A 25,184-nucleotide genomic window follows, 5' to 3' on the forward strand; every position below is an offset into this window, starting at 1 on the left:
TGGGGGTCTGTTACACTCTAATTGTGATTTATATAACAAAAGGAGTGGCGAGGATGAAAAGAAAGTATCCAAATTTATCAAAACCTATTCAAATCGGTAATGTCATGTTTCGTAACCGTATGTTTTCAGCTCCAATGGGTGGGACTGATATTACTGCAGACTGCTGTATTGGTCCAGCATCAAAGTCATTTTATGAGTTGCGAGCAAAAGGCGGAGCAGGAGCAGTTACAGTATCTGAGGTCATGGTTCATCCTGAAACAGATGGTTCCCATGCCTATCACTTGGACTTGAGTGTCCCAAATTCGTTATCCAGTGCGACGTATGCCGCGGATGCTATCCGCCGTCATGGAGCGATTGCCAGTGTGGAGCTTTCTCATTCGGGTCAGTTTGCAGGAACCTATTTGGCAGATAAAAGCAAAAAGCAATCATTGTCTCAATGGGGAGTATCCGCAACAGTACGAGCTGACGGAGTAAAAGTAAAGGAACTGACCCAAGAAGTAATTGATGAGATCGTTCAGGCTTATGGAGATGCGGCGGGCTTAGCTAAACGAGCGGGTTTTGAAATGGTCATGGTGCATGGCGGACATGGCTGGTTGATTAATCAATTCTTATCGCCATTATTTAACAAACGAACCGACAAATATGGCGGCAACTTGGCTAACCGCGCTCGTTTTGCGATCGAAGTATTGAAAAGTGTTCGTCGAGCAGTTGGTGCAGGTTTTCCAATTGAATTTCGAATGAGTGGAGCAGAATTTGTCGAAAATGGGTATGGCATCGAAGAGGGAATTCAGATTGCTAAGCTCGTTGAAGAGTATGTGGACTTAATTCATGTCTCTGCGGGAACCTATCAAGGAACCTTTGGTATCACGCATCCATCGATGTTTACAGAGCATGGCACCAATGTTCACCTAGCTGAAGCAATCAAGAAAAATGTCAACAAGCCTGTCGCAACGATTGGCGGATTGAATGACCCTGAGCAAATGGAAGAAATTTTACGTTCTGGCAAAGCCGATGTTGTTGAAATGGCCCGCGCGTTATTAGCAGATCCTTATCTACCAAGAAAAGTCATGGCCAATCAAGAAGAGGAAATCGTTCATTGCTTGCGTTGTTTCGTTTGTATGGCAGAACGAGCGGCGACCACAACGAGAAGATGTACAGTAAATCCATTAATAGGAAGAGAAAGCGAAGGCTTTGATGTTCAACCAGCAGCTAAACCGAAAAAAGTAGTGGTTGTCGGCGGTGGACCTGGCGGATTAAAGGCAGCAACAACGGCGGCTGAAAGAGGACACCACGTTGTTTTGTTGGAAAAATCCAGTACAACTGGCGGCATATTAAACTGTGAACAAGCGATTCCTTTCAAATATGAAATGTATCAGCTAGGCCAAACCTTTACTCACCAAGCCAAAAATGCTGGTGTGGAGATTCGTTTGAATACGACGGCCTGTAAAGAAACCGTTGAAGCTGAACAGCCCGATGCGGTAATTATTGCGGCGGGATCACAGCCGATTATTCCTAAGCTAAAGGGAATTGAGAAGGAACATGTAACGATTATCAATCAGTATCATTTAGCCCCAGAAAAAATTGGCGATGAGGTAGCGATTCTAGGCGGCGGCTTAGCTGGCTGTGAAATGGCGATTCATTTAGCACGTCAAGGGAAAAAAGTATCAGTGGTCGAAATGCGGAATGCGGTTGCGCCAGACGCAAATGTTCGGCATCGCCCGTTGCTGCTTCAAGAGCTGGAAAAAAATGTTTCTGTCTTGACTAATCATAAGGGATTAGAGATAACCGAAGATGGGGTTTATTGTGAGGATTCCACCGGAAATATCGTTCACGTTCCTGGGAAATCTGTCATCGTCGCTGTCGGCCAACGAGCAAATCGATCCGTTGCAGAAGAGCTATATGACGCAGCGCCTTATGTTGTAGAAATCGGGGATGTTGTTCGGGCCTCTACCATCACTACCGCCGTCTACCAAGGCTATCATGCCGCGTTGGATATTTAGGGGGTAGGCAGATGAAAAACAAAAGACTATTTACGCTTATTGCCTGCTGCATCATTAATTTGTGTTTAGGATCAATCTATTCATGGAGTGTTTTTGCTTCCTCGATGTCGGTGTATTTGACTAATTTGCTGCAAACAGAGATTACTTCGGCAGACCTAGCACTTGTATACACGGTGGCGAATTCAGTCGGTCCGATCACAATGATTACCGGCGGCTGGTTCAATGATCATTTCGGACCTAAAAAAGTGATGATTGTCGGCGGAACGATGTTTGGATTGGGAATGTTTTTATCTGGTTTTGCTACGAGTGTCGGTTTTCTAATCGTTAGTTATGGATTAGTTAGTGGACTGGGTCTAGGAATGGCTTATGGTTGTACGATTTCTACGGTTGTAAAGTTATTTCCAGATAAAAGAGGGTTAGTCGGCGGCATCGCTACAGCCGTATACGGATTAAGTGCAGTGATTGTTTCGCCATTAGCTACTTTAATAGTGGAAAAAACAAGTGCGACAACATCATTCAAAATTTTAGGTCTCGTATTCATTTTTCTAATTCTTCTTTGTACTTTTTTTGTAACAACACCAGAAAAAGAGCCAAAGATTTCTACAAAAGTAGTGGTTGAAGCATCTGGCTCTGAAAAGACTTGGAGAGAAATGCTTCAGACTAAAACGTTCTACGTGATGATTCTTTTATTAGTATGCGGAGCTTTTCCAGGAATGATGATCATTTCTCAGGCTTCCGGAATTGCCCAAGGAATGGCAGGTATGAACGCATTAGCTGCTAGTACGGCTGTATCGATTCTGGCTCTATTCAATTCGTCAGGAAGAATTTTGGCAGGGTCCTTATCGGATAAAATCGGACGGATTTACACGTTGATGTTTTCCTGTATTTGTTCTGTATTCGGCTTGGCCATTTTGTTCTTTTTCGGCGGAAGATCTGTTATTGCTTTCTATTTTGGAATCGCGATTATTGGCGTTTGCTTCGGTGCTTTTATGGGGATTTTCCCTGGCTTTACGGCCGATCAGTTTGGAGCTAAAAATAATAGCGTTAACTATGGGATTATGTTTATTGGTTTTGCTTTAGCTGGCTTCTTCGGTCCGACAGTTATGCGTCTTGTTTTAGAAAAGACTGGAAATTACCAACAGGCCTTTATCCTTGCGAGTGTTTCGAATATCTTAGGTTTAGTGATGGGGGCGGTCTATTTGACGCTTAATAAGAAGTTTGTGAAGGCAAAATCCTAGTCAAACAATAAATTGAAATAACCAAAAAGGGTTCAAGCTTAATCAGGTAGCTTGGGCCCTTTTTGAATAAGAAAAGCGAACAGCTATTTTATCAAAAGCCGATATTGTTTAGGTGTCAGCTGGAATCTTTTTTTAAACAGGCGATAAAAATGGCTTTCACTTTGATAATTCACCATCTCTGAAATCTCAGAGATGGTTTTTGAGGTTTCTGAGAGATATTTTTCTATTTTTGAAATGTATTTACAAATAACTTGCCAACCTATTCCTTAATAACTCGATCTGTTCGGCGGTATTCACTAGGCGAAATCCCGGTCTTTTTTTTGAAGAGGCGACTAAAGTAAGCAAAATTGTCCAGACCTGCTTCTAATGAGATCTCCTTAATTGAAAGATTGGAATACCGAAGCAAATCCTTCGCATAGGAAATTTTGCAGCTTATTTGATAATCCACTGGAGGCTGCCCCATGAATTTCGAAAAGTCTTTGACGATTTGATATTTATTTAGATGGAATTGTTTTTCTAAATCTTCCAGGGTAATGCCCTGGCGATAATTTTCGTCGATATAGCTTTTCACATGCAGGATGTATTCAGGAATTTCGCTGTCGGCAAAGTCCATTTGGTATTTTTGCAGAATCAGCTCATTTAATAATTCATGCACTAAAACGGAGGATTCAAAGTCTGTTTTGGCATTTGGTTCCTTTTGCAGCTGTAATAATTTCTCCATGAGTAAATGGATCTGGTTATTTCGCGCGTTTTCTGAGTTCGTGTGAAACACATTCGAGCCATTTTTGATGAATTCGTGATAGAAGTTTTCAGTGTTTCCACCAGAAAAGTGAACCCAATCCATCTCCCAGGGTTCGCTGCTGATGGTTTTGTAATACTGATAGTTCTTACAATCAATGAAAAAAATATCCCCCGCTTTTAGAGTATAGACCTCGTCTTGATAATGCAGCTCCCCAGTACCAGACAAGGTAAATTTCATCAAATAGGAGGGAAGGTTTTCTCGTTCGGTAAAATAAGGTTTATTTGCCTTGAAATATCCGATTTCTTGAATGTAATAAAATAAATCGCGGCTCTTTTGCTTTGGAGTAAGAATAAATCTAGTTGAATCAGCGGTCCATGAATGGTTGGCTTTTTCCCAATAAGTCATTGTAAGTTTCCTTTCGCCAAGATAATGCAAGTATACATCAAAATCGTGTAATGTAAAAGCTTACATGTGGTTGTAGAATAACATCGTAAGTTGAAAATACGAGATTGAGTCATCAATTCTCAGTTTTTAAAATACTATCAATAAAGTGAAAGGAGCAGGTGATGAAAACATATATTGCTATTGATATTGGCGCTTCTAGTGGTCGCTTGATGAAAAGTGAACTGATTGATGGACAGCTGACCTTGACCGAAGTTCATCGTTTCAAAAACGGGTTTAGAATGCTGAATGGTTTTCAACGTTGGGATATTAACTATTTGATTCAGGAGATCGTCGTTGGCTTAGAAAAAATAAAGCAAAACGGCATTGAACATTGCTACGTCGGCATTGATACTTGGGCAGTTGATTATTGTCTTGTGGATAAGGATGGCACTCTTTTAGGCGATCCGATTGCTTACCGAGACAGTCGAACGAAAAATGCGATCGAAAAGTTTCAAAAACTAATGAGCTTAGAAACGTTGTATGAGAAAACCGGGATACAAATCCAATCCTTTAATACAATTTTCCAGCTGCTGGTTGAACAAAGAGAACTGCTAGAGAAAACCGATAAATTGCTATTGATTCCAGATTACCTTGGTTATGCCTTTACCAATCAAGCCGTAACGGAGAAAACGAATGCTTCGACCATGCAACTGCTAAATCCCGCCAATGATACGTGGGATGAAGAGCTGTTAGATTTAGTCGGAATTCGTAAAGAGCAGCTGCCGCCGTTAGTGGACGCTGGAACCATTCTAGGCTCGCTTGTGAAGGAGAAATTTCCTGATTTTGATTTACCTGAGGCGACCTTTGTTTCCGTGGCTAGTCATGATACCGCCTCGGCGATTCTCGGAACACCGGGACAGGGTCGAGATTGGGGCTATATTTCAAGTGGGACTTGGTCGCTTTTAGGAGTCGAAACGAAAGTAGCGAACGTCAGTCGAGAAGCCTTTAATGAAAACTACACGAATGAATGGGGCGCTCATAACACGATTCGCTTTTTAAAAAATATTATGGGCATGTGGCTGATCCAAGAAGTCGCTCGAATGCAGAACTATCAATATAGTTTTCCTGAGCTAGCTGAAATGGCCGCAAAGGAAGCACCTTTTCAACAATTTATTGATGTGAATCATGAGAGCTTTTTAAATCCAGAAAACATGATCGTCGCTATTCAAGATTATTGTCAAAAAACCGGACAGACGATACCTGAAACACCAGGCGCGATTGCCCGCTGTATTTATGACAATTTAGCCCTCTGCTATGCCAGTGAATTAGAGAAGCTGGAAAAAATGACCGGAACCAATGGCAAGCTCAGTAAGCTGCACATCGTTGGTGGCGGCTCCAACAATAAGTTCCTTAATCAGCTTACCGCCGATGTCGCACAAATTGAAATCAGTGCAGGACCGGGAGAGGCGACAGCAATCGGAAATATTCTGATGCAGATGGTTGCTACAAAAGAATTTGAGTCGATTGAAGCTGGACGCCAATGTATCTTGGATTCCTTCACATTTAGCAAGCATTTACCACAAGCCTGTGATCACGAGATATTAGAAAAATATAAAAAATTTATCGAAAAAAGGAGCAAAGAAAATGAGTGAAGTAACTCAAAAATATCAAGCTGCTAAGGCGGCCTATGAAAAAGTGAACGTTGATACAGATGCGGTATTAAAGCAATTGGCCGAGGTAAAGATCTCGATGCACGTTTGGCAGGGAGACGATGTGAAAGGCTTTTTGAGCGATGATGAGCTTTCTGGCGGAATCTCAGTTACAGGAAATTATCCAGGGGGCGCTCGCACACCGGAAGAATTACGCTCAGACTTAGAAAAAGCTTACTCCTTAATTCCTGGTAATCATAAATTGAATCTGCATGCGATTTACTTAGATACAGATGAAAAAGTCGATCTAAATGAACTTGAGCCGAAGCATTTTGAAAAATGGGTTGATTGGGCTAAAAATCAAGGCTTAGGCTTAGATTTTAATCCGACCTTTTTCTCACATCCTATGTTTAAAGACGGTTTTACTTTGGCCTCACCGGATTCTGAGGTTCGCGAATTTTGGATCGAACACGGCAAGCGTTCTCGTAAGATCGCTGAATATTTCGGAAAGGAAACCGGTCAGGTATGTGTCAATAATTTTTGGGTACCAGATGGGTACAAAGACAATCCAATCGATCGCTATACACCGAGAGAACGCTTGATGACAGCATTGGATGAGATTTTTTCAGAGAAGCTGGATCCTAGCTACACATTAGATGCAGTGGAAAGTAAATTATTTGGACTTGGTGCCGAGGCATATACTGTTGGTTCCCATGAGTTCTATATGGGTTATGGATTGACTCGCGATAAATTGATTTGTTTAGACGCAGGTCATTTCCATCCAACCGAAGTCATTTCAAACAAATTATCTTCATTAGGCTTGTTCAGTGATGGGATTTTACTCCATGTTAGTCGCCCAGTTCGTTGGGATAGTGATCATGTGGTAATCATGGACGATGAATTACAGGAAATTGGACGTGAATTGGTTCGCAACGATTTGCTTAAGAAAACACATATTGGCTTGGACTTCTTTGACGCGACGATCAATCGTGTAGCCGCGTGGGTGATTGGTACTCGTAATACACAAAAGGCACTGTTAAAAGCAATGCTTGAACCAATTGATACGCTTAAGGAAATCGAATTGTCTGGCGATTACACGACTCGCCTAGCAATGATCGAGGAGCTGAAGGACTTTCCATTTGCGGATGTTTGGAATTACTTCTGCGAAATCAACAATGTACCGGTTGGTCTGGATTGGTTAACAGAGGTTAAGCACTATGAAAAAGATGTTTTAAGCTTAAGAAAGTAGGGAAAACGTGTTGAAAAAGAACAATATATTAAATGCAAACTATGTACAAGAAATGATCGAGGTAACCACTAATTTATACCGACTAGGCTGGGATGAGCGCAATGGCGGAAATATCAGCTATTTGTTGGAGGAAAATGAAGTATTGCCGTTTTTAAATCCGACTGAAGTCATTCGGGAAATTCCGATGATCTTTGATGCTGCTTCGTTAGCAGGGAAATATTTTATCGTGACCGGCTCTGGCAAGTACTTTAAAAATGTTCAAGCGAACCCAGCGGAAAATTTAGGAATCATCCGTGTAAAAGAGGATGGGAAAACCTTACAGCTGCTATGGGGATTGGAAAATGGCGCGGTTCCTACTAGCGAACTGCCAAGTCACTTCATGAGTCATATGGCACGACTAGAGGTTGATCCTGAAAATCGTATCATTATGCATAATCATGCGACACATTTATTGGCCATGAGCTTTACCCACGATTTAGATGAAAAAGCCTTTACTCGTACATTATGGCAAATGTGTACGGAATGCTTAGTGGTCTTTCCAGAGGGCGTCTCCATTCTTCCGTGGATTGTTCCTGGAACAACCGAAATAGGCGAGGCGACAGCTGCCAAAATGAAGGAAACTCGCTTAGTTTTATGGCCGCAGCATGGGATCTATGGTGCAGGAAAAGACATGGATGAGGTATTTGGTTTGATCGAAACGGCTGAAAAGGCGGCAGAAGTTTATACTTATGTGTGCGCTCAAGGCGGAATCAAGCAAACCATCAGCGATGAAAACTTACGTTTATTAGCCGACAGCTTTTGTGTAACCCCTAGAGAAGGTTATCTAAACAGCTAAATGAATCGGAGGGGCAACCCTCCAATTTGTTAAATAATATTGTGAAAATAAACACATTAGATGGAGGAAAACAAATGACAGTAAACAGAATGATCTTGAATGAAACATCTTATTTTGGCAAAGGTGCGATTGAAAACATCGTTCCTGAAATTGAAAAGCGCGGCTTTAAAAAAGTCGTTGTGGTTACAGATAAAGGATTAATTGATTTTAAAGTGGCAACCAAAGTAACTGAAATGCTGGATCAAGCGAATGTTTCTTATGACATTTATGATGGGATCGTTCCTAATCCAACAGTTCAAAATGTGAAGGATGGCGTAGCCTTCGTTGGAGCCTCAAATGCAGATGCGATTGTCGCAATCGGTGGTGGCTCACCGATTGATACGGCCAAAGCGATCGGCATCATTATGACAAATCCAGAATTTTCCGATGTAGTAAGCTTAGAAGGAACCGCAACGACAAAAAATCCTTCCTTGCCAATTCTAGCCGTACCTACAACTTCGGGAACAGCCGCAGAGGTAACGATCAACTATGTTATTACGGATGAAACGAATCATCGCAAGTTTGTCTGTGTGGACCCGAATGATATTCCAATTGTCGCTTTCGTTGATAGTGACATGATGATGGGCATGCCGAAAAATTTGGCTGCTTCGACGGGGATGGATGCCATGACTCATGCCATTGAAGGCTTCATTACCAAAGGTGCGTGGGAATTAACTGATATGCTGCATCTTAAAGCGATCGAAATCATTGGACGCTCATTGAGAGATTCAGTGAACAAAAAACAGTCAGCTCGTGAAGAAATGGCGTTAGGACAATACATTGCTGGGATGGGCTTTTCAAATGTTGGCTTAGGACTGGTTCATGGAATGGCTCACCCGTTGAGCGCTTGGTACAATATTCCTCATGGTGTAGCCTGTGCCGCACTTTTACCGACAGTAATGAAATTCAATAAGGATTTCACTGGAGAAAAATACCGGAAAATCTCCGAAGTATTACAGGTAGAAGCGATTGAAACAATGAGTATTGAAGAAGCTAGAACCGCGGCTTGTGAGGCGATCGATCAGTTGAGTAAGGATGTCGGGATTCCAGCGACTATTTCTGAGTTAGGTGTGAAATCAGAGGATCTTCCTAAAATCGCGGAAGATGCCTTCAAGGATGTTTGCACGCCTGGGAATCCTCGTGAAGCTAGTGTTTCTGAGATTATTGAGTTGTATCAAAGCTTAATGTAAGACGATTTAGAGTAGAGCTTTCTTTACGGAAGATACATGAATCGATTTTAATAATGGATCAACGAAATTTTTGCTTAGCAATTTTTTGTTGGTCCATTATTTGATCGTTTTCTTAGATGCCTTAAAAGAAGATTCCATCTTTTCTTTTAAATGATTTAATGTGTTTACCTTTTGGAAGAATGAAAATAATCTTGGACGTTTGATTATTTCGAATAGAAAATTTGAACAATTTACCTTATTAAATTATTTATTATAAATTTAGATGATATTTAATTGCTCTATTTTTATGAAAAAATATTTTATATTAAGCTTATAATATAACGTTCGTTTTGTAACAGGATATTCCAATCGCATAAAAACAAAGAAAAAACCGCTTTTATAAACTCAGAATGAATGAGATAAAAGTGGGCGATTAAAAATAAAATATTTTCATGTAGATATCTTTGTGATATGATTAGCACAAAATAAAAGAATTGTAATGGTCGGTTGATGTTTTATATAGTTTAATCGTCTGTTTTTTATAGTTAAGGTGTATTTGATGAGAGAAGATATAAAAAAGGCAGATATCATAGTTATAAAGGTTGGAACAAGTTTATTAGTGTCACCGGAAACAGGAATAATTGAATCAGCTATCTCAAAATTAGCCAGTGTCTTGGCCCAATTAATGAGATCAGGGAAGAAAATTATTTTAGTATCGTCAGGGGCTGTTGGTGCTGGGACAGTCCAATTAGGTGAAGTATCAAAATATGCAGCTGCGGCGGTTGGTCAAGGTATCCTAACCGGCTTATACGAAGCTGAATTTAAGAAGCACGATCAGAAAATCGGACAGCTATTATTAAGTAGAGATATTTTAACAGTTCCTGAAAATCGTCAGGCTTTTGATCAAACGATTCAGGAGCTTTTGGCCCGCCGAATTTTACCAATTGTGAATGAAAATGACGCGGTGACGGTCGATGAAGGAGAACACAGAACAAAATTTGAAGACAATGATGAATTATCTCTATTGATCGCTGAGGCAGTTGATGCTGATTTATTAATCATGTTGACCGATGTGAATGGCCTGTATTCGGAAAATCCAACAATCAACGAAGAAGCACAAATGATTCGACATTTAAGTAAAATTGATCAACGCTTATTTGAAGCCTCTGATCCCAGCTTAGGAAAATTAAGCCGCGGCGGGATTCGTAGTAAGCTGAAAACAGCGACTGGGGCTTTAACGGCGAATATCTCGATGGTTCTAGCAAATGGCAGAGATCCACATGTCTTATATGATATTTTAGCTGGACGTGAGATTGGGACATTGTTTAAAAAACAGCAGTAGGGAGGAAATGATGTGCTAAAAGTAGAAGGACAGTTGGCTTTTCTTGAACAACGGCAGACCATTCAAGCAGCTTTGATTTCAGGATTTATGTGCGAACATTCAACTTTTCCAATTGCTAGTACGAGTACGGGTGAGGCTACGCCAACTGAACAAGAGTTAATGAAACAGCTTGTACAAAAGCAGAAGCATGAAAGACCGCCAGAGGATTATCAAGCAACAAACCAATATGCTGAGAAGGTCATTGATTTTGAATGGCGAAAAGTGACCGGCTTAGAGAAATTATTCAGTACGGGCCCGCTTTTACAAGATCGAAACCATGATTTTTTACCTGATAAACTAGCAGCTAAGATGATCGTACCCGAAAAGTGCAGTGCTTCAATGATGGCTGCGGCCAGCAATATTGCTTTTCGTTTTGGCATGGAGACCACAGCAATAACGGATTGGCTGCTTAGCCAGAGCTATGAGAGTGGTCCAGCAATCTTATTCCGAGAAGCAGAAGAATGTCAAATTTTCAAACAGGGTGAACAAATTATTATAGAAGGAACTGGTACAGAGCTGGAGGAATTTTCGGCGATTTTGTGCGAACAGTTTCCAAAGCTTTCCGCTTTTGAGACTTGGAGCAGCTATCTTCAAAAGTTGGTAGATAGCTTTTCAATGAAAAACCTCGATGGTCAATTGGCTTATGCCGCGAGCTTGCCAGCTGAGGAGAAGCTGGTGTATGCATCACCTGAAATTACGCAACGACAGGAAGAAATTGAACAGGCATTTCCTGATTTAACCTTTGTCAATCATCGTTCTATGATCGAAGCCTACGAGAAGACCTTTGATTTAACCTGGGAGGTTGATGAGTTTTTAGAAAAAGTAGCTTCTGTTTATCCTAAAATTCATGAAGGTGATCGTGTAGAAATCACAGGTGTGCTTAGTGAGGATCGGCAAGTACGTGAGACGCTTCAACAAAGGATTCACAAGGAACTGACAGCTCGTCAGGCAGATGGAAAGATTGAACTGGTTTGCGCCCATAAGCAAGGGTATTCCTGGATCAATGACATCATCATACCTAAATTGAAAAGTCAGAAAATTGAGAATGTTACAATAGCTTTTAAGCCCTTTTTACCAGAAGGTGTAACGGAATGGACAGAGGAATCTGGTGCGACACCGACCTATAATAATGTAGATGGTCGTGATCCGGAAAAATGGAATGATCTGCCGATTCGTTATCTGCAAGAGCTTTATCCGATTCAAGATAATCTGATGAAGGCCTTCAATCTGTCGGCGGATCAGATAGCGTTTGCTACTTATTCCGGCTCAGAAGAGCTGACCTATGAATTGATAGTGAAAACAGAGACGGAGGAGAAACGCTGGACTTATCAAGCCAGCTATTCTGAAAGACCGTATCTAACTGCTTATCCAGGTATGGGAAAGGTTCATCCGCCAACTGGAAGACTGCGAGTGAAAATTAATGACGCGACTGTTTTAGAAGAGCGCGTTGAAACAGACATTGAAAAAATTTGGACACTTTATCAGGAAGAGGTGCTGCCAAGTTGCCGTTCATGGATTGAAGAACGGACAAATAGCAAGCCAACTAAGGCACAGCAGCCATTTTTCGCGCAGATGCAATTAGAGATTACTGCAAGTGAGCCAGATGAACGTTTGGCAAGCCGTAATGATCTTTTGTCCAGTTTAGATGCGTTGCATGAAGACCTCTATTTTGCAGGAGCAGATTATTTCAAAAATTATGGCTTGGACGTTCATGGTGAGATGTTTGAGGAGCCAGGGTTGATTTTACCGATTGTTCAGAAAAAAGCAGGAAAACCTCAATTTAAAGTCACACTTCTTGAACAAATGAAGAAAGAGCCTCAAATCGTGGTGAAGGGCAAACAAGCCGTCTATCCACCTGAACGCAGGAAAATCAATTGTTACCTTCAGTCCATTCATTATGGATCACAGAGGTTAGCTGCAACAATTCAGATCGAGGGTGTGCAGGCGGAGGTAGTAGAAGCATACGCAAGTCTCTTTGGTAAAGGATTAGTTGGTCAAGATTATGATTTTCATTTGTACAAACAATTAATCTTTCAAGCTGAGGGGCAGCGTTTTATGGTTGACGTCCCTCAAAAGACGCCAGAGGCAGTTCAGGATTTAACGATTGATCAGATTGATTTATATCCTGAGCAAGTCATTGGTTACGAAGAATATCTGTCGATTATTCAGCAGTTAAAACGCGTGCCGCAGATTTCAGTCTACAAGATCGCGACATCCTATTTAGGGCGAGAAATATATGCGATCGAATTATTACCAAAAGCTGCCGATTCTGGTTATTTGTCGAGAACCAAGCGTTTGACCAATTATCCATCAGAAATAATCAATGCGCGGCATCACGCGAATGAAGTGTCAGGTACCAACGGAGCTTTCCTACTATTGAAGGAATTGCTAACCGATCCGAAGTATCAGGATGTTGCAGAGCACCTGAATTTAGTGATCGTTCCCTTGGAAAATGTCGATGGCGCAGCCATTCACTACGAGCTGCAAAAAAAGACACCTGAATGGAAGCTTCATGTCGCTCGTTTTAACGGAGTAGGAAAAGAATTCTATTATGAATACTTCAATTTGGAAACACAGCATACCGAAGCGCTAGGAATGACGCGACTTTATGAACGATTTGTACCAGATGTCATGGTGGATAATCATGGTGTGCCTACTCATGAATGGGAGCAGCCGTTTTCTGGTTATACATCGCCTTCATATAAAGGCTTTTGGCTTCCACGTTCATTATTGTATGGCTATTTTTGGGTCCCTACAAATGAAGAATATCGTTCGAACATCGTCTTAAATAAAAAAATCGAAGATGTGATTGCAGAGGCGATTGGCTCTGTTCCAGAAATGAAAAAGTGGAATGAAGAGTGGGCACAGCAGTTTGAAACCTATGCACATAAATGGCTGCCTAAGCTATTTCCAGCAGAGTATTATAAGGAAATGATCAATTATTGGATCGGCTTTGCGGCAGATACAACGCATCGCTATCCGTCAATTCGTTTTCCGTGGTTGACTTCAGTCGCCTATACAAGTGAAGTGGCAGACGAAACGGCTCAAGGAGAATATTTAAGATTGTGCGCTCAAGCTCACGTTGTGCATGATCTGGCAACGATTGATTTATTGCTAGAGGCAACATCGCTTTACCAAACCTCTGCGGTGTTTACATCAGAGGAAATAAACATTAGCTATACTCGGCTTCGTCCGATTATTGCATCATCATAAGGATGTCAGTTGCGCGTTCTACTCATACGTTAATATTAGTAGAATCGTAGACCAATGGTGATAATAAGAAAATTTGTTTCAAACTTTTACATCATTTTGAAATGAATAAGGGAGGAAAAGTTTTACATGGAATTAGTTAAATTAATAGGAATTTTGATCGTTATTATTGGTTTTGCATTGAAGCTAGATTCAATTCTGATCATTTTAGTGGCGGCAATCGTTACAGCAATCACTGGTGGTCTAGGTGTTGAAGGCTTATTAACGACGTTAGGAACAAGCTTTGTTTCAAATCGTTCGATGGCTATTTTTATTCTGATCATGCTGGTTACAGGAACTTTGGAACGAAATGGTCTGAAGGAGTCTGCGGCAAAATTAATTGGGAAAATTAAGAATGCTTCCGCTGGTGCAGTCATTGGGGCCTACGGTGTCATGCGGTCAATCTTTGCGGCATTCAATATTAGCTTTGGCGGGGTAGCCGGTTTTGTCCGTCCGATCATTATGCCAATGGTGATTGGTTCAATTGAAGCAAAAGGAAAAGAACCAGAAGAAGATTATGTCGAAGAGCTTAAGGGAATGTCCTCAGGGATGGAAAATATTGCATGGTTTTTCTTCCAAGTATTATTTGTTGGTGGTCCTGGAGCCTTGCTAGTTCAAGCGACATTGAAGGATTTAGGTTACGAAACAAGCTTGCTTGATTTAGCGAAGGTTGAGATTCCAGTGGCGTTATTTGCGGTCATCGTAGCAATCGTATACTACTTCTTAAAAGACCGAAAATTATACAAAAAATACTACGGCAACGATAAATAGGGAGGAACATACATGTCATTTTTTCTAAGTCAAGATGTTTTATTATCTGAAAAGCTACTTGAAATTATTTATATTATTATGGGTGCAGTTGCTGTTTATACCGGGATTAAAAATGCCCGAGATAAAGCAAATCCAACACCGATCGGTACTGCAGTTTTCTGGTGTGCACTAGGTGTAGTCATGATGTTTGGTCGCTGGATTCCACCGATGGCTAATGGCGTGATCGTTATTATTATGACATTGCCGCCAATTTTCAAAAAGGTCAGCAAAGGCAAAGAAAGTGCACCGACTGAGGCTGTTACGAAGAAAATGGCTGATAAGATTGGGATGAAAATTTTTATCCCAGCGTTATCAATGGGGATTTTTGCAATTATTTTTGCCGTATTTACGCAATTAGGGGCATTAGTTGGTGTCGGAGTCGGCGTATTGGTTGCGATTATTGTATTAATGGTTTATTCTCATTCAAATAAGCCAAAAGTATTCTTGGATGATGCGGAACGTATGTTGTCTACGGTGGGCCCATTAAGTATGCTGCCGATGCTATTAGCTAGTTTAGGTGCGATTTTTACGGCCGCTGGAGTTGGAGAAGTAATCTCTGATCTGGTAGCGAAGGTGATTCCAAAAGGAAATGTCAACTTGGGAATTATCGTCTTTGCGATCGGCATGATGTTGTTTACGATGATCATGGGAAATGCCTTTGCTGCTATTACGGTAATGACTGTCGGAATTGGAGCACCGTTTGTTCTTGCTTACGGAGCTGATCCTGTCTTAATCGGTATGGTCGCATTAACCTGTGGCTACTGTGGAACCTTGTGTACACCAATGGCCGCAAACTTCAACATCGTTCCTGTGGCGATGCTGGAAATGAAGGATCGTTTTGGCGTAATCAAAAATCAAGCGGTCTTAGCAGTAATCTTTTTGGTTTTCCAAATCTGCTATATGATTTTATTTAAATAGAAAGAAAAGGAATGGTGAAAGAAATGAACGTTTTAATTACCGGTTTTGATCCCTTTGGCGGCGCAGCAATTAATCCTGCGTTTGAAGCAGTAAAATTATTACCTGATACAATTGAAGGCGCAAAAATCCATAAACTGGAAATCCCCACAGTCTTTAAAAAGGATGGCGAAGTTCTGGCAAAGGCGATTGAGGAACAAAATCCTGATATCGTCATTTGCGTCGGACAAGCGGGCGGACGTTCAGATATTTCTGTTGAAAAAGTTGCTATCAATCTGATGGAGGCTCGTATTCCAGATAATGAAGAACAACAGCCATTGAACCAAGTCATTTATGAAGATGGTGAAACAGCCTATTTTGCAACACTTCCAGTCAAAGCGATGGTCAGCAAAGTAAAAGAAGCGGGAATTCCATCCAGCGTTTCTTACACCGCTGGAACATTTGTTTGTAACGATATTATGTATCGTTTGCTGTATTTAGCAGATAAAGAAGGAAAGAATCTCAAAGGCGGATTCATCCATGTGCCTTACTTGCCTGAGCAAGTCATAGATTTACCTGTAGGAACACCGAGCTTATCTGTTGAAACAATCGCTAAAGGTTTAGAAGCAGCTGTTGCTGCTGCGGTCATCAATGATGAAGATCAAAACGTAGCAATGGGAACGATTATGTAATAGTTAAAAAGGAAGGATCGAGCATTTTTAGATGCTCGATTCTTTTTTTGCGTCGAATAGCGATAATTAACGATTGTTTATAGGATTTTTTGTTTCTGATAGAGCATTAGTAAAAAGGAGTTTGTATTTTTTGCGGACTCGATTTAGTCGTATCTAGGAACAATCGGCAATGGAGAATGGAATGTTGCTATAATGATTTGTAAGAGGATCGAACGGAATCAACTCTTATTTCAAGATAATTTTTTCGTTCAAAGGTGGAAAAATAACGAACGGAACAATTACATAAAAAGCCCGCTTAGTTTTTTATTAAGAATGTGTAAGTCTAGTAACTGAGTATAGAGGCTGTATTGGAAAGCTTTTGACTTAGAAAAACAAATCGTTGTTTTATGTTCTTTTTTCGCAGGGTAAAAACATCGGTACACTGTTTGGGAAAAAATGAAAACAGGTTGTGCCGAAGAATTGTAGCGCTTTCTTTGATCTGGATATATAGTATAAGTGGGGGTAGGGATATGATAGATTATCGGTTAAGTTATCTTATTGGAGATTCAAAAGAAAAATATTTGCTTGATCAAGCAGCTGAAATGACAAAAATGAGGAAAATGGACCTGCTTTTGGCAATCGAAAAGGTCAATGAAGTGGCGTCTGACTTATTTGAAACAGAAATTTTAATAACAGAAACAGAAATTGAAATTCCTAAAATGATTACGCGGAATTGGATTGATCTCTTTTTTAATCAAAAGCGGGAGGAAGTTGTTTTTCTTGAAGAAGAACGGCAGGCAATGATTTTCTTGCTGACTTTTGCACAATTTGAAGAACTATCTGTCTACTACTTCCAAGACTTCCTGTTCGTCAGTAAAAATACGATTTTAAAGGATTTGAAAAAGCTTCGAGCAGCACTTGCTGAACGTGGAGTAACCCTAGAATATTCTAGAAAAATTGGTTTTTTTCTTAATGGAGCTGAAGCTTCGATCCGCGGAGCCGCTTTTTATTTGCTAGGTATTTTAGCCGCCAGTCCCAATGGCAATCGTTTGTTGTATGAAGGTCTATCATTAAAATCCCCAAACCTGTATACAGATGTTCGCTTAAATTTTTCAATGACGATTGAAGAATTTGATCTAGTGTTTGTCCCTAGTCGTTTTGAAGAAATGGTGTATTTCATTTCCTATTTGATTTGCCGAACGGAAAACTATGAGATCGACTTTTCGCAAGAGGATCAAGCGCTTTTAGCGCCACTGATTGCACACAAGGCGAGCAATCAGTTCTTAGCGCATTTTTCGAAAATTAAAAACAGCAGCATGGAATCCTATTACTTCACAGTTATTTTCATGACGGTTCTTCAAGGGGAAATTCAAGATACTTCGCTAGAGTTTTTGTTGGAATGCTCCAGTGAGATCATTCATGAAATAGAACGCCTTTCTGCGATTGAATTCAAAAATTATCGCAAGCTGCTCCTGGATCTTTTCTATCATTTGGTTCCGGCTTATTTTCGAATCAAATTTGATTTTAAATTGAGCAATGTATTAATTGACGAAATAAAAATGCAATACCATGAGATTTTTGAATTGACCAAATTAGCGTTATTTCCATTAAGGAAGCTCGTTCAAAAGGACATTCCTGACGAAGAGATTGGCTACTTCACGATTCTCTTTGGCGGCGAAATCAGCAATCAACGACAAAAGAAGAGAAATGCCCAGTTAAGGGCGCTGATTCTTTGTCCTAGCGGTATTAGTTCATCTTTGATTATGAAGTCTGAGCTACAGGAATTGTTTCCTCAGATTGATTTTTCCGAAACAAGTTCCTTCGAACAATTCAATCATCAAGGGCTGGATAGTGCATTTGATCTTATTTTCTCTAGTGTTCCAGTGAAGACAGATAAGAAGCTCTATGTGATCAATCCAATCATGACACAACTAGAAAAGAACGCATTAATGAGAAGAGTTCAGGAAGATTTTCTCTTTCCGAAGGTGTTGATTCCATCGGTGAATGAAATTCTAGATATTTTAATCCCTCATATTGAATTAAAGAATGGTATTACAAAAGAAAAGCTCTACAACATTGTGCAAAAAAAAATGAACAAGGAAATGAAAAGAAGGGAAGATGATCGACCGATGTTATCAGAATTATTAACAGCTGACATGATTCAATTGACAGACCGTAAGATGGGCTGGGAAGAGGCGATTGATACAGCTGCTGACCCGTTAAAGAAGAAAGAAAAAATCAATCAAACCTATATAGAAGCAATGATTAACAAAGTGAAGGATTACGGACCATTTATCCATATTGGTAAAGGTGTGGCACTGCCTCACGCACGTCCAGAAGATGGGGTCAATGAGTTAGGAATGTCACTGCTGAAGGTGGATACGCCTGTGCTGCTTTCAGATGATGAAAAGCATCCGATTCAAATTTTTATTTGTCTAGCAGCCATTGATAATGAAATGCACTTAAAGGCGCTGGCGAGCTTAACAAGAATTTTGTCGAATAAAGAGAAATTAGATACTTTACTAAATGCTTCAACAAAAGAAGAAATTTTAGAAATTATGACTGAAGGAGAAGATGAATGATGAAATTTGCGGCGGTATGTGGATCAGGCTTGGGTTCAAGCTTTATGGTAGAAATGAATATTCAATCTGTACTTAAAGATTTAGGAGTAGAAGGCGTAGAGGTTGCTCATTATGATATGGGCAGTGCAGCCCCAGAATTAGCAGACACATTTTTTGTCGGCGGTGATTTAGCAGATAGCGCCCAGCATCTAGGCAATGTGATTGTGTTAAATAGCATCATTGATATGGACGAGCTAAAGGGAAAGGTTCAAGCAGAATGTGTGAAACAAGGACTGCTATAGGATGCGATGTCTGGAAGGAAAGAAAAAGTAGGAGGATTAAAAAATGAACGGTATTTTAAGTATATTAATTGATATTGCCAGTACGCCAGCGCTATTAGTAGCTCTGATTGCTATTTTAGGAAATATCTTACAAAAGAAAGATACGGCTTCAATCGTTAAAGGCGGAATTAAGACATTTGTGGGCTTCTTAGTAGTAACAGCTGGAGCAGGTGTAATTGAAGGCTCATTGGCACCTTTCGGAGAAATGTTCCAAGCGGCCTTCAATATGCAGGGCGTTGTTCCGAATAATGAAGCGATTGTTGCTTTGGCACTTAATAAATTTGGTACGTACACAGCACTTATTATGTTAGTCGGAATGGCCTTTAATATTTTGATCGCGCGGATTACTCGGTTTAAATACATTTATTTAACTGGACATGCCACACTTTACATGGCGTGTATGATCGCGGTGATTTTGAGCGTGACTGGTATGGGAACTGTTCCCTTGGTATTGTTTGGCGGCTTGGCATTGGGCTTAGCCAACACGATCTTCCCAGCTATCGCACAGCCATTTACTCGCCAAATTACGAAGAACGATACGGTTGCTTTAGGACATACAGGGAATTTTGGGTATGCGCTGAGCGGTCTGATCGGTAAATTTGTAGGAAATAAAGAAAAATCGACTGAAGATATCAACTTCCCGAAAGGTTTGTCCTTCTTACGCGATTCCACAGTTAGTATTACGATTACAATGGCAGTCGTTTATGTGATTGTTGCATTATTTGCGGGAAATACTTTTGTAGCAGAAAACTTAAGCGGTGGCACAAACTATATTATTTATTCGCTGCAGCAGGCTGGCTCATTTGCGGCGGGGGTATTCGTTATCTTGGCAGGTGTTCGTTTGATCTTAGCAGAAATTGTTCCGGCATTTAAAGGAATCTCGGAGAAATTAGTTCCAAATTCGATTCCAGCATTGGATTGTCCAATCGTTTTCCCTTATGCCCCCAATGCCGTATTGATCGGCTTTTTAACCAGCTTTGTTGGTGGAATTGTGAGCTTAGTGATCATGGTCTTAACCGGAACGACGGTAATTATTCCAGGGGTTGTGCCTCATTTCTTCTGTGGAGCAACTGCCGGTGTTTACGGAAACGCGACTGGCGGACTGCGAGGAGCGGTAGTCGGATCTTTTGTTCATGGTGTTATTATCAGCTTTATGCCGATTCTCTTAATGCCTGTTATGGGTGAACTAGGCTTCCAGGGTTCAACCTTCTCTGACACAGATTATGGAGTAACCGGAATTTTCTTAGGAAATCTTGCCAATTTTGGTGGACAGATCGCTGCGATTATTGGAATTTTAGCAGTATTAGGAATCTTGATCGTTTTGACAGCTGTTACCAAAGGGAAAAAATCACGTGCGGTTTCTGAATAATTCAAGGGAGAAGATAGTGTGGAAGAAGTAACGCTTAAAAAGTTAGAAGTTTTAGCCACGAACATTCGCATCGATACGATCGAGGCGATCAGGAAGGTTGGGGCCGGACATATCGGCGGCTCGTTATCCATTGTGGAATTATTAGCAGTGCTCTACGGAAAACAATTGAACTATGATCCAAAGAATCCTCAGTGGGAGGAGCGTGATCGAGTTGTTTTATCCAAGGGACATGCAGGAACTGCTTGGTATAGTGCGTTAGCAGAAGTTGGTTTCTTTGAGAAAAACTGGCTGATGACCTTGAATGAAGGCGGCACAAGACTGCCTTCTCATCCAGATCGGACAAAAACACCCGGAGTGGATGCAACGACAGGCTCTTTAGGTCAAGGAACCTCGGTCGCAGCTGGGATCGCTACGGGTTTGAAGCTGCAGAAAAAAGACAGTTACGTCTATTTAATTGTTGGTGACGGCGAATTAAATGAAGGACAATGCTGGGAGGCCTTTCAGTATTTGGCTCATTTCAAGCTGAATAATTGCATTGTAATCATTGATGAAAATAAAAAGCAGCTGGATGGAACAACAAAAGAAATTTTGAATCCTTTTAATATTGAGGAAAAGATGCGAGCATTTGGTTTTAAAACAGTGAAGGCCAAAGGAGATGATATATCAGCCATTGATCAGGCGATCACTGAGTGTAAAGCTATCAAAGATCAAGCGGTTTGTATCATTCTTGATTCTGTCAAAGGTCAAGGAGTACCTTTTTTTGAAGAAATGGCGGCTAATCACTCAGTAAAATTTGACAATGAGAAAACATTGGCACAGACAGAGAGTATCCTGGCTGATTTGCGAGAACGAATAAAGGAGTGTGGCTAGATGTTTACATTAGCAGATACTAGAGAAGTTGGAAAAGAACTTCGTGTTGCAGTGGTCGATGCTCTGAAAGAAACGATGGAAAACAACGAGAAGGTGATTGCTCTGGATGCCGACTTAGGCGCTGCCAGCAAATGGACGGATATAATCAAGACTAATCCCGATCGTTTCATCAATGTCGGAATCGCTGAAGCCAATATGGTGGGTGTCGCTGCAGGATTAAATCTTACTGGATACATTCCTTTCGTCCATACCTTCGGGCCATTCGCAACACGCCGCGTATTGGATCAAGTTTTTCTATCAGGTGCCTATTCTAAAAATACGATCAATATTTTTGGTTCAGATCCTGGATTTGCGGCTGGGCATAACGGCGGAACCCATACAACTTGGGAGGACGTGGCATTATTACGCGCGATACCTGATGTGGTCATCTGTGATGCAGCTGACGCCGTTCAAATGGAGTGGATCATTAAAGAATTTAGCCGATTGACTGGGGTGCATTATGTTCGGGGCAATCGTAAAGGCGTTCGCGATGTTTATGCTAAAGGATCAAGCTTTACGTTAGGTAAAGGCAACCTGTTGAAAGAAGGTTCAGATTATCTAATCGTTGCGGCCGGGCAATTAGTTTCGGAGGCTTTGGATGTGGCGGAGCATCTTGAAGAAAGAGGTATTACGGTAGATGTGATCGATATGTTTACGATTAAGCCGCTAGACAAGAATTTATTATTGGAGCGATTAATTGGTAAGAAAATGGTCATTACCATTGAAAATCACTCGATCACTGGCGGTCTAGGCAGTGCGGTAGCAGAAGTTTTAGCAGATAACGGCCTTGCTATTCCGCTGAAACGCATCGGTGTCGATGAACGTTTTGGACAGGTGGGAACGCCAGCCTTTTTACAGGAAGAATTTGGCTTGACTGCGGAAAAAATTATCGAACAAATCGACGGATGATCTAAAAAGAAAAAATAATTTATAGGTGTTCAAGGGATCTGTAAGGATCTTTTGGGCACCTTTTTTCAGCAGTTCATCTGAGCTACTGACCTATTTGATTGAAGAATTTGTTGTCATTTCTTATCCCAAATCATGCTATGATTGGATTAATCGGTTGAAAACTACGAAGTAAGTCTATTTTAGCAGACTTTACTGGGCACTATGTGTGTAATAGACCGTGATTTTTTTCAGATGGGAGCTACAGAGCTATGAAGCATAAGAAAGAAGCAGACTTAATTTTTTTACCGCTGGCTGCCAATGGAAAGCCGCAACATTTGGGATCAGAAAAGACGGGGTGTCCCTTCTGTGAGTACACAGAAAAAGAGAATATCTTGAGAAGAGAAGAAGACATGCTTTGGGTGCTCAATAAATATCAAACATTGCAGGACACCTTTCAAACGATCATTATAGAACATGCAGACCATAACAAGGATATTTCAACTTATACAATCGAAGAGAATCGAAAATTATTTACTTTCGCCTTTGATTGCTGGACAAAAACCAAAAAAGACCCACAATTTAAATCCGTCCTTTTTTATAAGAATCATGGCCCATTATCGGGCGGTAGTTTAAAGCATCCGCACATGCAAATCGTCGGATTAAAGGAAATTGACGGAGAGGCTCAAATCGAACCGGAGAATTTTAAGGGAATCACTGTTCTGTCTGAGAACAACGTTGTTATCAATTTTTCTAGTAGGCCGATTATGGGATTTTTAGAAATCAATATTATTGTTGATTCTCAGATCACAGAGGCGATTCATCGTTTGGCTGACTACGTGCAAAAGACGGTTAATTATATTTTAACTACGTATCACTATGGACGCTGCGAAAGCTATAATCTATTTTTCTTTGAGAAAGAAGGAAAGTACATCGTTAAGCTAACCCCACGTTTTATCGTTTCCCCATACTTCGTTGGTTATAAGCTGACCCAGAATTTTTCTGAAGAGCATTTGCTTTTACTAAGGGAGGAATTTCGGAAGAGTTTGTTGGAGAAATAAAAGAACATCAAAGCAGTTTATTTTTTTGAAAAAGTGTCCAAATGAGTTCGAAAGAAAATATGGATTGAACTTTTGAATAAGGCACGATTAATATATATAAATCAAATGTTAAGTACTTAGATTACCATTACAAAATGGCATTCGGGTACTTTTTTGTTTCCTAATTAACAAAAAGATGAAAGTCCCTCTATAAATATTAAATTTTAATTAAGAATATCCGAGTGTATAGGCTATAGTCAGCTAAAATAGGTAGTAAACAGGCTTCTTTACAAAAAAGTAACACAATATGGTTTGTTGTTTTACATGTGAAATAGGCCAAGGAGAGTGAAAATAATTGAATAACGGAAGTCATGCGATGCCAGGTTCTATGATGGAGCTTCGCGAGAATGCCTATAATTTGCAGTATTTGGTAGAAGATAGGATTGATTTTTTATTTCATGGGGGACAGCTTAATCTCTCGGGGATAGCGATAAAAAAGTACACTCACAGCTGTTTAGTCGATATTAGCCAAGATACTGGGCTTACTCGGGATGAAATTGATCTATATAATCAGAAGGTTGTTGTGAATTACAAACAAATCAAAGGGGTGGTTCATTGTGGATGATGCAGCATTCGAAGATTTAGAACTTCATGTATTGACGTTAGCTTTTCAAATAGAAGGATTAAAGAAAAATGCTACGACTAACAAGCAAAGGAACTCATTGAAAATGATTGAAGAGGATTATCGGTATTACAAAAGACAATATGACCAGCAGGTGAAAAAAATGGAGAAGGAAATTCCGAAAAAAGTTTCTTTTGGCGATTGGGATTAATTGTTGGTAACGAACAAAAAAAGGATGGCGATGCAGACGCTTGATGTCTACATCACCATCTTTTTTAATACTCGAAAGTTCGTTGTTGAAAAAACTAACTTTTCTTCAACAGAGGATTTACTGCGAATCAATCCGAGTATTTCTTCAATATTCTTTGTTTGACGAAACTGTATAAGGAAGTAAAGAAAGCAAGTCCTAATGTTAAGTAGCCCAACGGAACACAAAAGAACGCTGGTTCAATCAGCATTCCACTTGAATCGAGGTAAGAACCGACTAGGGCGGAAGTCGAAAATAACAAAATACTCAAGAAAAGAAATATACAAGGAATAATGAATTTTTTCATGGTGTCTCCTTCGTTGTTTTTCTAAATTATATAGAATAGAACTTAAGAAAAAATAAGTGTGACAAAATTGTTAGTTGTGAAAGGCATTGAGATATCAACCATCTTTGTCTTTTGGAGTATGCTATTGTGATTAATGAGATGGAGGATGTGGGACTGGATGAAACAGAATCAACGGCAATTGCTATGCATTTCATCAGTAGTGGAAGCAATTATGATTCGATTCAACAGGCGATGAACGTCACAAAAATTATTTCGGAGATCATTTCCATTATCCAATATCATTTTCAAATCAAAATCGACCAGAACTCGATAAATTTTTCTCGCTTAGTCTCCCACCTTCAATATTTCTTGATTCGCCAGGTAAAGGGGATCAAAATGATGGATATGAGTGAAGAAATGATACGCATTGTCCTCGATCAATATCAGTCTTCCTTTCAATGTGCAGAAAAAGTAATCAGTTATTTGAACAAGGTCCATAACGTGAAACCGCCTTTAGAGGAGGAAGTGTACTTGACGATGCACATAGAAAGAGTTCGTCAGGTGGAGATGTGAATATTTGTATGTAATAAGTGTTAATCTGAACTACCTTCAAA

At 40.3% G+C, this 25,184-nt stretch carries 23 protein-coding genes; 20 read left to right on the forward strand and 3 right to left on the reverse strand.

Features of this window, described 5'->3' with window-relative positions; genetic code table 11:
- Positions 1 to 53 precede the first annotated feature (53 nt).
- Both IGI52_RS24420 and IGI52_RS24425 read left to right on the forward strand, forming a co-directional pair.
- Complete coding sequence (locus tag IGI52_RS24420) at positions 54 to 2,000, forward strand: FAD-dependent oxidoreductase (RefSeq protein WP_438782620.1); 1,947 nt, start codon at positions 54 to 56, stop codon at positions 1,998 to 2,000.
- 11 nt (positions 2,001 to 2,011) lie between these two features.
- Entirely contained in the window at positions 2,012 to 3,238 is a 1,227-nt protein-coding gene (locus IGI52_RS24425) for an L-lactate MFS transporter (RefSeq protein ID WP_438782621.1), read from the forward strand.
- Between the two features lie 83 nt (positions 3,239 to 3,321).
- Here the strand turns inward: IGI52_RS24425 and IGI52_RS24430 are convergent, their stop codons facing one another.
- Together IGI52_RS24430 and IGI52_RS24435 are read right to left on the reverse strand one after the other, a co-directional pair.
- Positions 3,322 to 3,501 carry a helix-turn-helix domain-containing protein gene (locus tag IGI52_RS24430; RefSeq protein WP_369905759.1) on the reverse strand — a complete coding sequence of 60 codons (180 nt, stop codon included), beginning with the start codon at positions 3,499 to 3,501 and terminating at the stop codon, positions 3,322 to 3,324.
- Positions 3,498 to 4,385, reverse strand: a complete 888-nt coding sequence (locus tag IGI52_RS24435) for an AraC family transcriptional regulator (RefSeq protein ID WP_438782622.1) — start codon at positions 4,383 to 4,385, stop codon at positions 3,498 to 3,500. Before IGI52_RS24435 ends, IGI52_RS24430 begins: the two co-directional genes overlap by 4 nt.
- 161 nt (positions 4,386 to 4,546) lie before the next feature.
- Here IGI52_RS24435 and rhaB point away from each other — a divergent pair, with 161 nt between their 5' ends.
- From rhaB to IGI52_RS24520, 17 genes are all read left to right on the forward strand, one after another.
- Positions 4,547 to 6,016, forward strand: a complete 1,470-nt coding sequence (gene rhaB, locus IGI52_RS24440; RefSeq protein ID WP_438782623.1) for a rhamnulokinase — start codon at positions 4,547 to 4,549, stop codon at positions 6,014 to 6,016.
- Positions 6,009 to 7,262, forward strand: coding sequence for an L-rhamnose isomerase (rhaA, locus tag IGI52_RS24445; RefSeq protein WP_438782624.1), 1,254 nt, complete (start codon positions 6,009 to 6,011; stop codon positions 7,260 to 7,262). The genes rhaB and rhaA overlap by 8 nt, the downstream gene beginning before the upstream one ends.
- 10 nt (positions 7,263 to 7,272) lie before the next feature.
- Positions 7,273 to 8,097 (forward strand): rhamnulose-1-phosphate aldolase, encoded by an 825-nt coding sequence (gene rhaD, locus IGI52_RS24450; protein ID WP_102866665.1) that lies wholly within the window; start codon positions 7,273 to 7,275, stop codon positions 8,095 to 8,097.
- A 74-nt stretch (positions 8,098 to 8,171) separates the two neighbouring features.
- Positions 8,172 to 9,326 (forward strand): lactaldehyde reductase, encoded by a 1,155-nt coding sequence (gene fucO / locus IGI52_RS24455; protein WP_438782625.1) that lies wholly within the window; start codon positions 8,172 to 8,174, stop codon positions 9,324 to 9,326.
- Between the two features lie 538 nt (positions 9,327 to 9,864).
- The gene (proB, locus tag IGI52_RS24460; RefSeq protein ID WP_016178682.1) at positions 9,865 to 10,647 is read left to right on the forward strand and encodes a glutamate 5-kinase; all 783 of its coding nucleotides are present in this window, start codon (positions 9,865 to 9,867) and stop codon (positions 10,645 to 10,647) included.
- Between the two features lie 12 nt (positions 10,648 to 10,659).
- Positions 10,660 to 13,899 (forward strand): M14 family metallopeptidase, encoded by a 3,240-nt coding sequence (locus IGI52_RS24465; RefSeq protein ID WP_438782626.1) that lies wholly within the window; start codon positions 10,660 to 10,662, stop codon positions 13,897 to 13,899.
- Positions 13,900 to 14,025: 126 nt separating this feature from the next.
- Positions 14,026 to 14,706, forward strand: a complete 681-nt coding sequence (locus IGI52_RS24470) for a 5-oxoproline transporter, DUF969 family subunit (protein WP_137439081.1) — start codon at positions 14,026 to 14,028, stop codon at positions 14,704 to 14,706.
- 12 nt (positions 14,707 to 14,718) lie between these two features.
- On the forward strand, positions 14,719 to 15,663 hold the full coding sequence (locus IGI52_RS24475; RefSeq protein ID WP_016178679.1) for a DUF979 domain-containing protein: 945 nt from the start codon (positions 14,719 to 14,721) through the stop codon (positions 15,661 to 15,663).
- A 23-nt stretch (positions 15,664 to 15,686) separates the two neighbouring features.
- Positions 15,687 to 16,331, forward strand: a complete 645-nt coding sequence (gene pcp / locus IGI52_RS24480) for a pyroglutamyl-peptidase I (RefSeq protein ID WP_016178678.1) — start codon at positions 15,687 to 15,689, stop codon at positions 16,329 to 16,331.
- 509 nt (positions 16,332 to 16,840) lie between these two features.
- Positions 16,841 to 18,892, forward strand: coding sequence for a BglG family transcription antiterminator (locus IGI52_RS24485; RefSeq protein WP_438782627.1), 2,052 nt, complete (start codon positions 16,841 to 16,843; stop codon positions 18,890 to 18,892).
- Complete coding sequence (locus tag IGI52_RS24490) at positions 18,892 to 19,173, forward strand: PTS sugar transporter subunit IIB (protein WP_438782701.1); 282 nt, start codon at positions 18,892 to 18,894, stop codon at positions 19,171 to 19,173. The genes IGI52_RS24485 and IGI52_RS24490 overlap by 1 nt, the downstream gene beginning before the upstream one ends.
- A 43-nt stretch (positions 19,174 to 19,216) precedes the next feature.
- Entirely contained in the window at positions 19,217 to 20,581 is a 1,365-nt protein-coding gene (locus IGI52_RS24495; RefSeq protein WP_048719847.1) for a PTS ascorbate transporter subunit IIC, read from the forward strand.
- Positions 20,582 to 20,599: 18 nt separating this feature from the next.
- On the forward strand, positions 20,600 to 21,451 hold the full coding sequence (locus tag IGI52_RS24500) for a transketolase (protein WP_438782628.1): 852 nt from the start codon (positions 20,600 to 20,602) through the stop codon (positions 21,449 to 21,451).
- Entirely contained in the window at positions 21,452 to 22,399 is a 948-nt protein-coding gene (locus tag IGI52_RS24505) for a transketolase family protein (RefSeq protein ID WP_438782629.1), read from the forward strand.
- A 248-nt stretch (positions 22,400 to 22,647) separates the two neighbouring features.
- On the forward strand, positions 22,648 to 23,436 hold the full coding sequence (locus IGI52_RS24510) for a DUF4931 domain-containing protein (protein WP_438782630.1): 789 nt from the start codon (positions 22,648 to 22,650) through the stop codon (positions 23,434 to 23,436).
- 334 nt (positions 23,437 to 23,770) lie between these two features.
- On the forward strand, positions 23,771 to 24,040 hold the full coding sequence (locus tag IGI52_RS24515; protein ID WP_438782631.1) for a DUF2187 family protein: 270 nt from the start codon (positions 23,771 to 23,773) through the stop codon (positions 24,038 to 24,040).
- Entirely contained in the window at positions 24,033 to 24,248 is a 216-nt protein-coding gene (locus tag IGI52_RS24520) for a hypothetical protein (protein ID WP_102872979.1), read from the forward strand. The genes IGI52_RS24515 and IGI52_RS24520 overlap by 8 nt, the downstream gene beginning before the upstream one ends.
- A gap of 127 nt (positions 24,249 to 24,375) precedes the next feature.
- Here the strand turns inward: IGI52_RS24520 and IGI52_RS24525 are convergent, their stop codons facing one another.
- Complete coding sequence (locus IGI52_RS24525; protein ID WP_438782632.1) at positions 24,376 to 24,591, reverse strand: DUF3955 domain-containing protein; 216 nt, start codon at positions 24,589 to 24,591, stop codon at positions 24,376 to 24,378.
- A gap of 126 nt (positions 24,592 to 24,717) precedes the next feature.
- Here IGI52_RS24525 and IGI52_RS24530 point away from each other — a divergent pair, with 126 nt between their 5' ends.
- A complete protein-coding gene (locus IGI52_RS24530; RefSeq protein WP_438782633.1) occupies positions 24,718 to 25,143 on the forward strand; it encodes a PRD domain-containing protein in 426 nt (141 codons plus the stop codon).
- Positions 25,144 to 25,184: the final 41 nt, after the last annotated feature.

Origin of the sequence: Enterococcus sp. DIV0187, assembly GCF_051713785.1 — a bacterium.
GTDB lineage: Bacteria > Bacillota > Bacilli > Lactobacillales > Enterococcaceae > Enterococcus_A > Enterococcus_A avium.

Bases quoted from the DNA above. Each gene is read 5' to 3' on its own strand.
- IGI52_RS24435 (WP_438782622.1), bottom strand. From the start codon at position 4,385: ATGACTTATTGGGAAAAAGCCAACCATTCATGGACCGCTGATTCAACT.
- IGI52_RS24495 (WP_048719847.1), top strand. From the start codon at position 19,217: ATGAACGGTATTTTAAGTATATTAATTGATATTGCCAGTACGCCAGCG.
- IGI52_RS24510 (WP_438782630.1), top strand. From the start codon at position 22,648: ATGAAGCATAAGAAAGAAGCAGACTTAATTTTTTTACCGCTGGCTGCC.
- rhaA (WP_438782624.1), top strand. From the start codon at position 6,009: ATGAGTGAAGTAACTCAAAAATATCAAGCTGCTAAGGCGGCCTATGAA.
- pcp (WP_016178678.1), top strand. From the start codon at position 15,687: ATGAACGTTTTAATTACCGGTTTTGATCCCTTTGGCGGCGCAGCAATT.
- IGI52_RS24485 (WP_438782627.1), top strand. From the start codon at position 16,841: ATGATAGATTATCGGTTAAGTTATCTTATTGGAGATTCAAAAGAAAAA.
- IGI52_RS24505 (WP_438782629.1), top strand. From the start codon at position 21,452: ATGTTTACATTAGCAGATACTAGAGAAGTTGGAAAAGAACTTCGTGTT.
- fucO (WP_438782625.1), top strand. From the start codon at position 8,172: ATGACAGTAAACAGAATGATCTTGAATGAAACATCTTATTTTGGCAAA.
- proB (WP_016178682.1), top strand. From the start codon at position 9,865: ATGAGAGAAGATATAAAAAAGGCAGATATCATAGTTATAAAGGTTGGA.
- IGI52_RS24525 (WP_438782632.1), bottom strand. From the start codon at position 24,591: ATGAAAAAATTCATTATTCCTTGTATATTTCTTTTCTTGAGTATTTTG.
- IGI52_RS24490 (WP_438782701.1), top strand. From the start codon at position 18,892: ATGAAATTTGCGGCGGTATGTGGATCAGGCTTGGGTTCAAGCTTTATG.
- IGI52_RS24475 (WP_016178679.1), top strand. From the start codon at position 14,719: ATGTCATTTTTTCTAAGTCAAGATGTTTTATTATCTGAAAAGCTACTT.
- IGI52_RS24425 (WP_438782621.1), top strand. From the start codon at position 2,012: ATGAAAAACAAAAGACTATTTACGCTTATTGCCTGCTGCATCATTAAT.
- IGI52_RS24420 (WP_438782620.1), top strand. From the start codon at position 54: ATGAAAAGAAAGTATCCAAATTTATCAAAACCTATTCAAATCGGTAAT.
- rhaB (WP_438782623.1), top strand. From the start codon at position 4,547: ATGAAAACATATATTGCTATTGATATTGGCGCTTCTAGTGGTCGCTTG.
- IGI52_RS24470 (WP_137439081.1), top strand. From the start codon at position 14,026: ATGGAATTAGTTAAATTAATAGGAATTTTGATCGTTATTATTGGTTTT.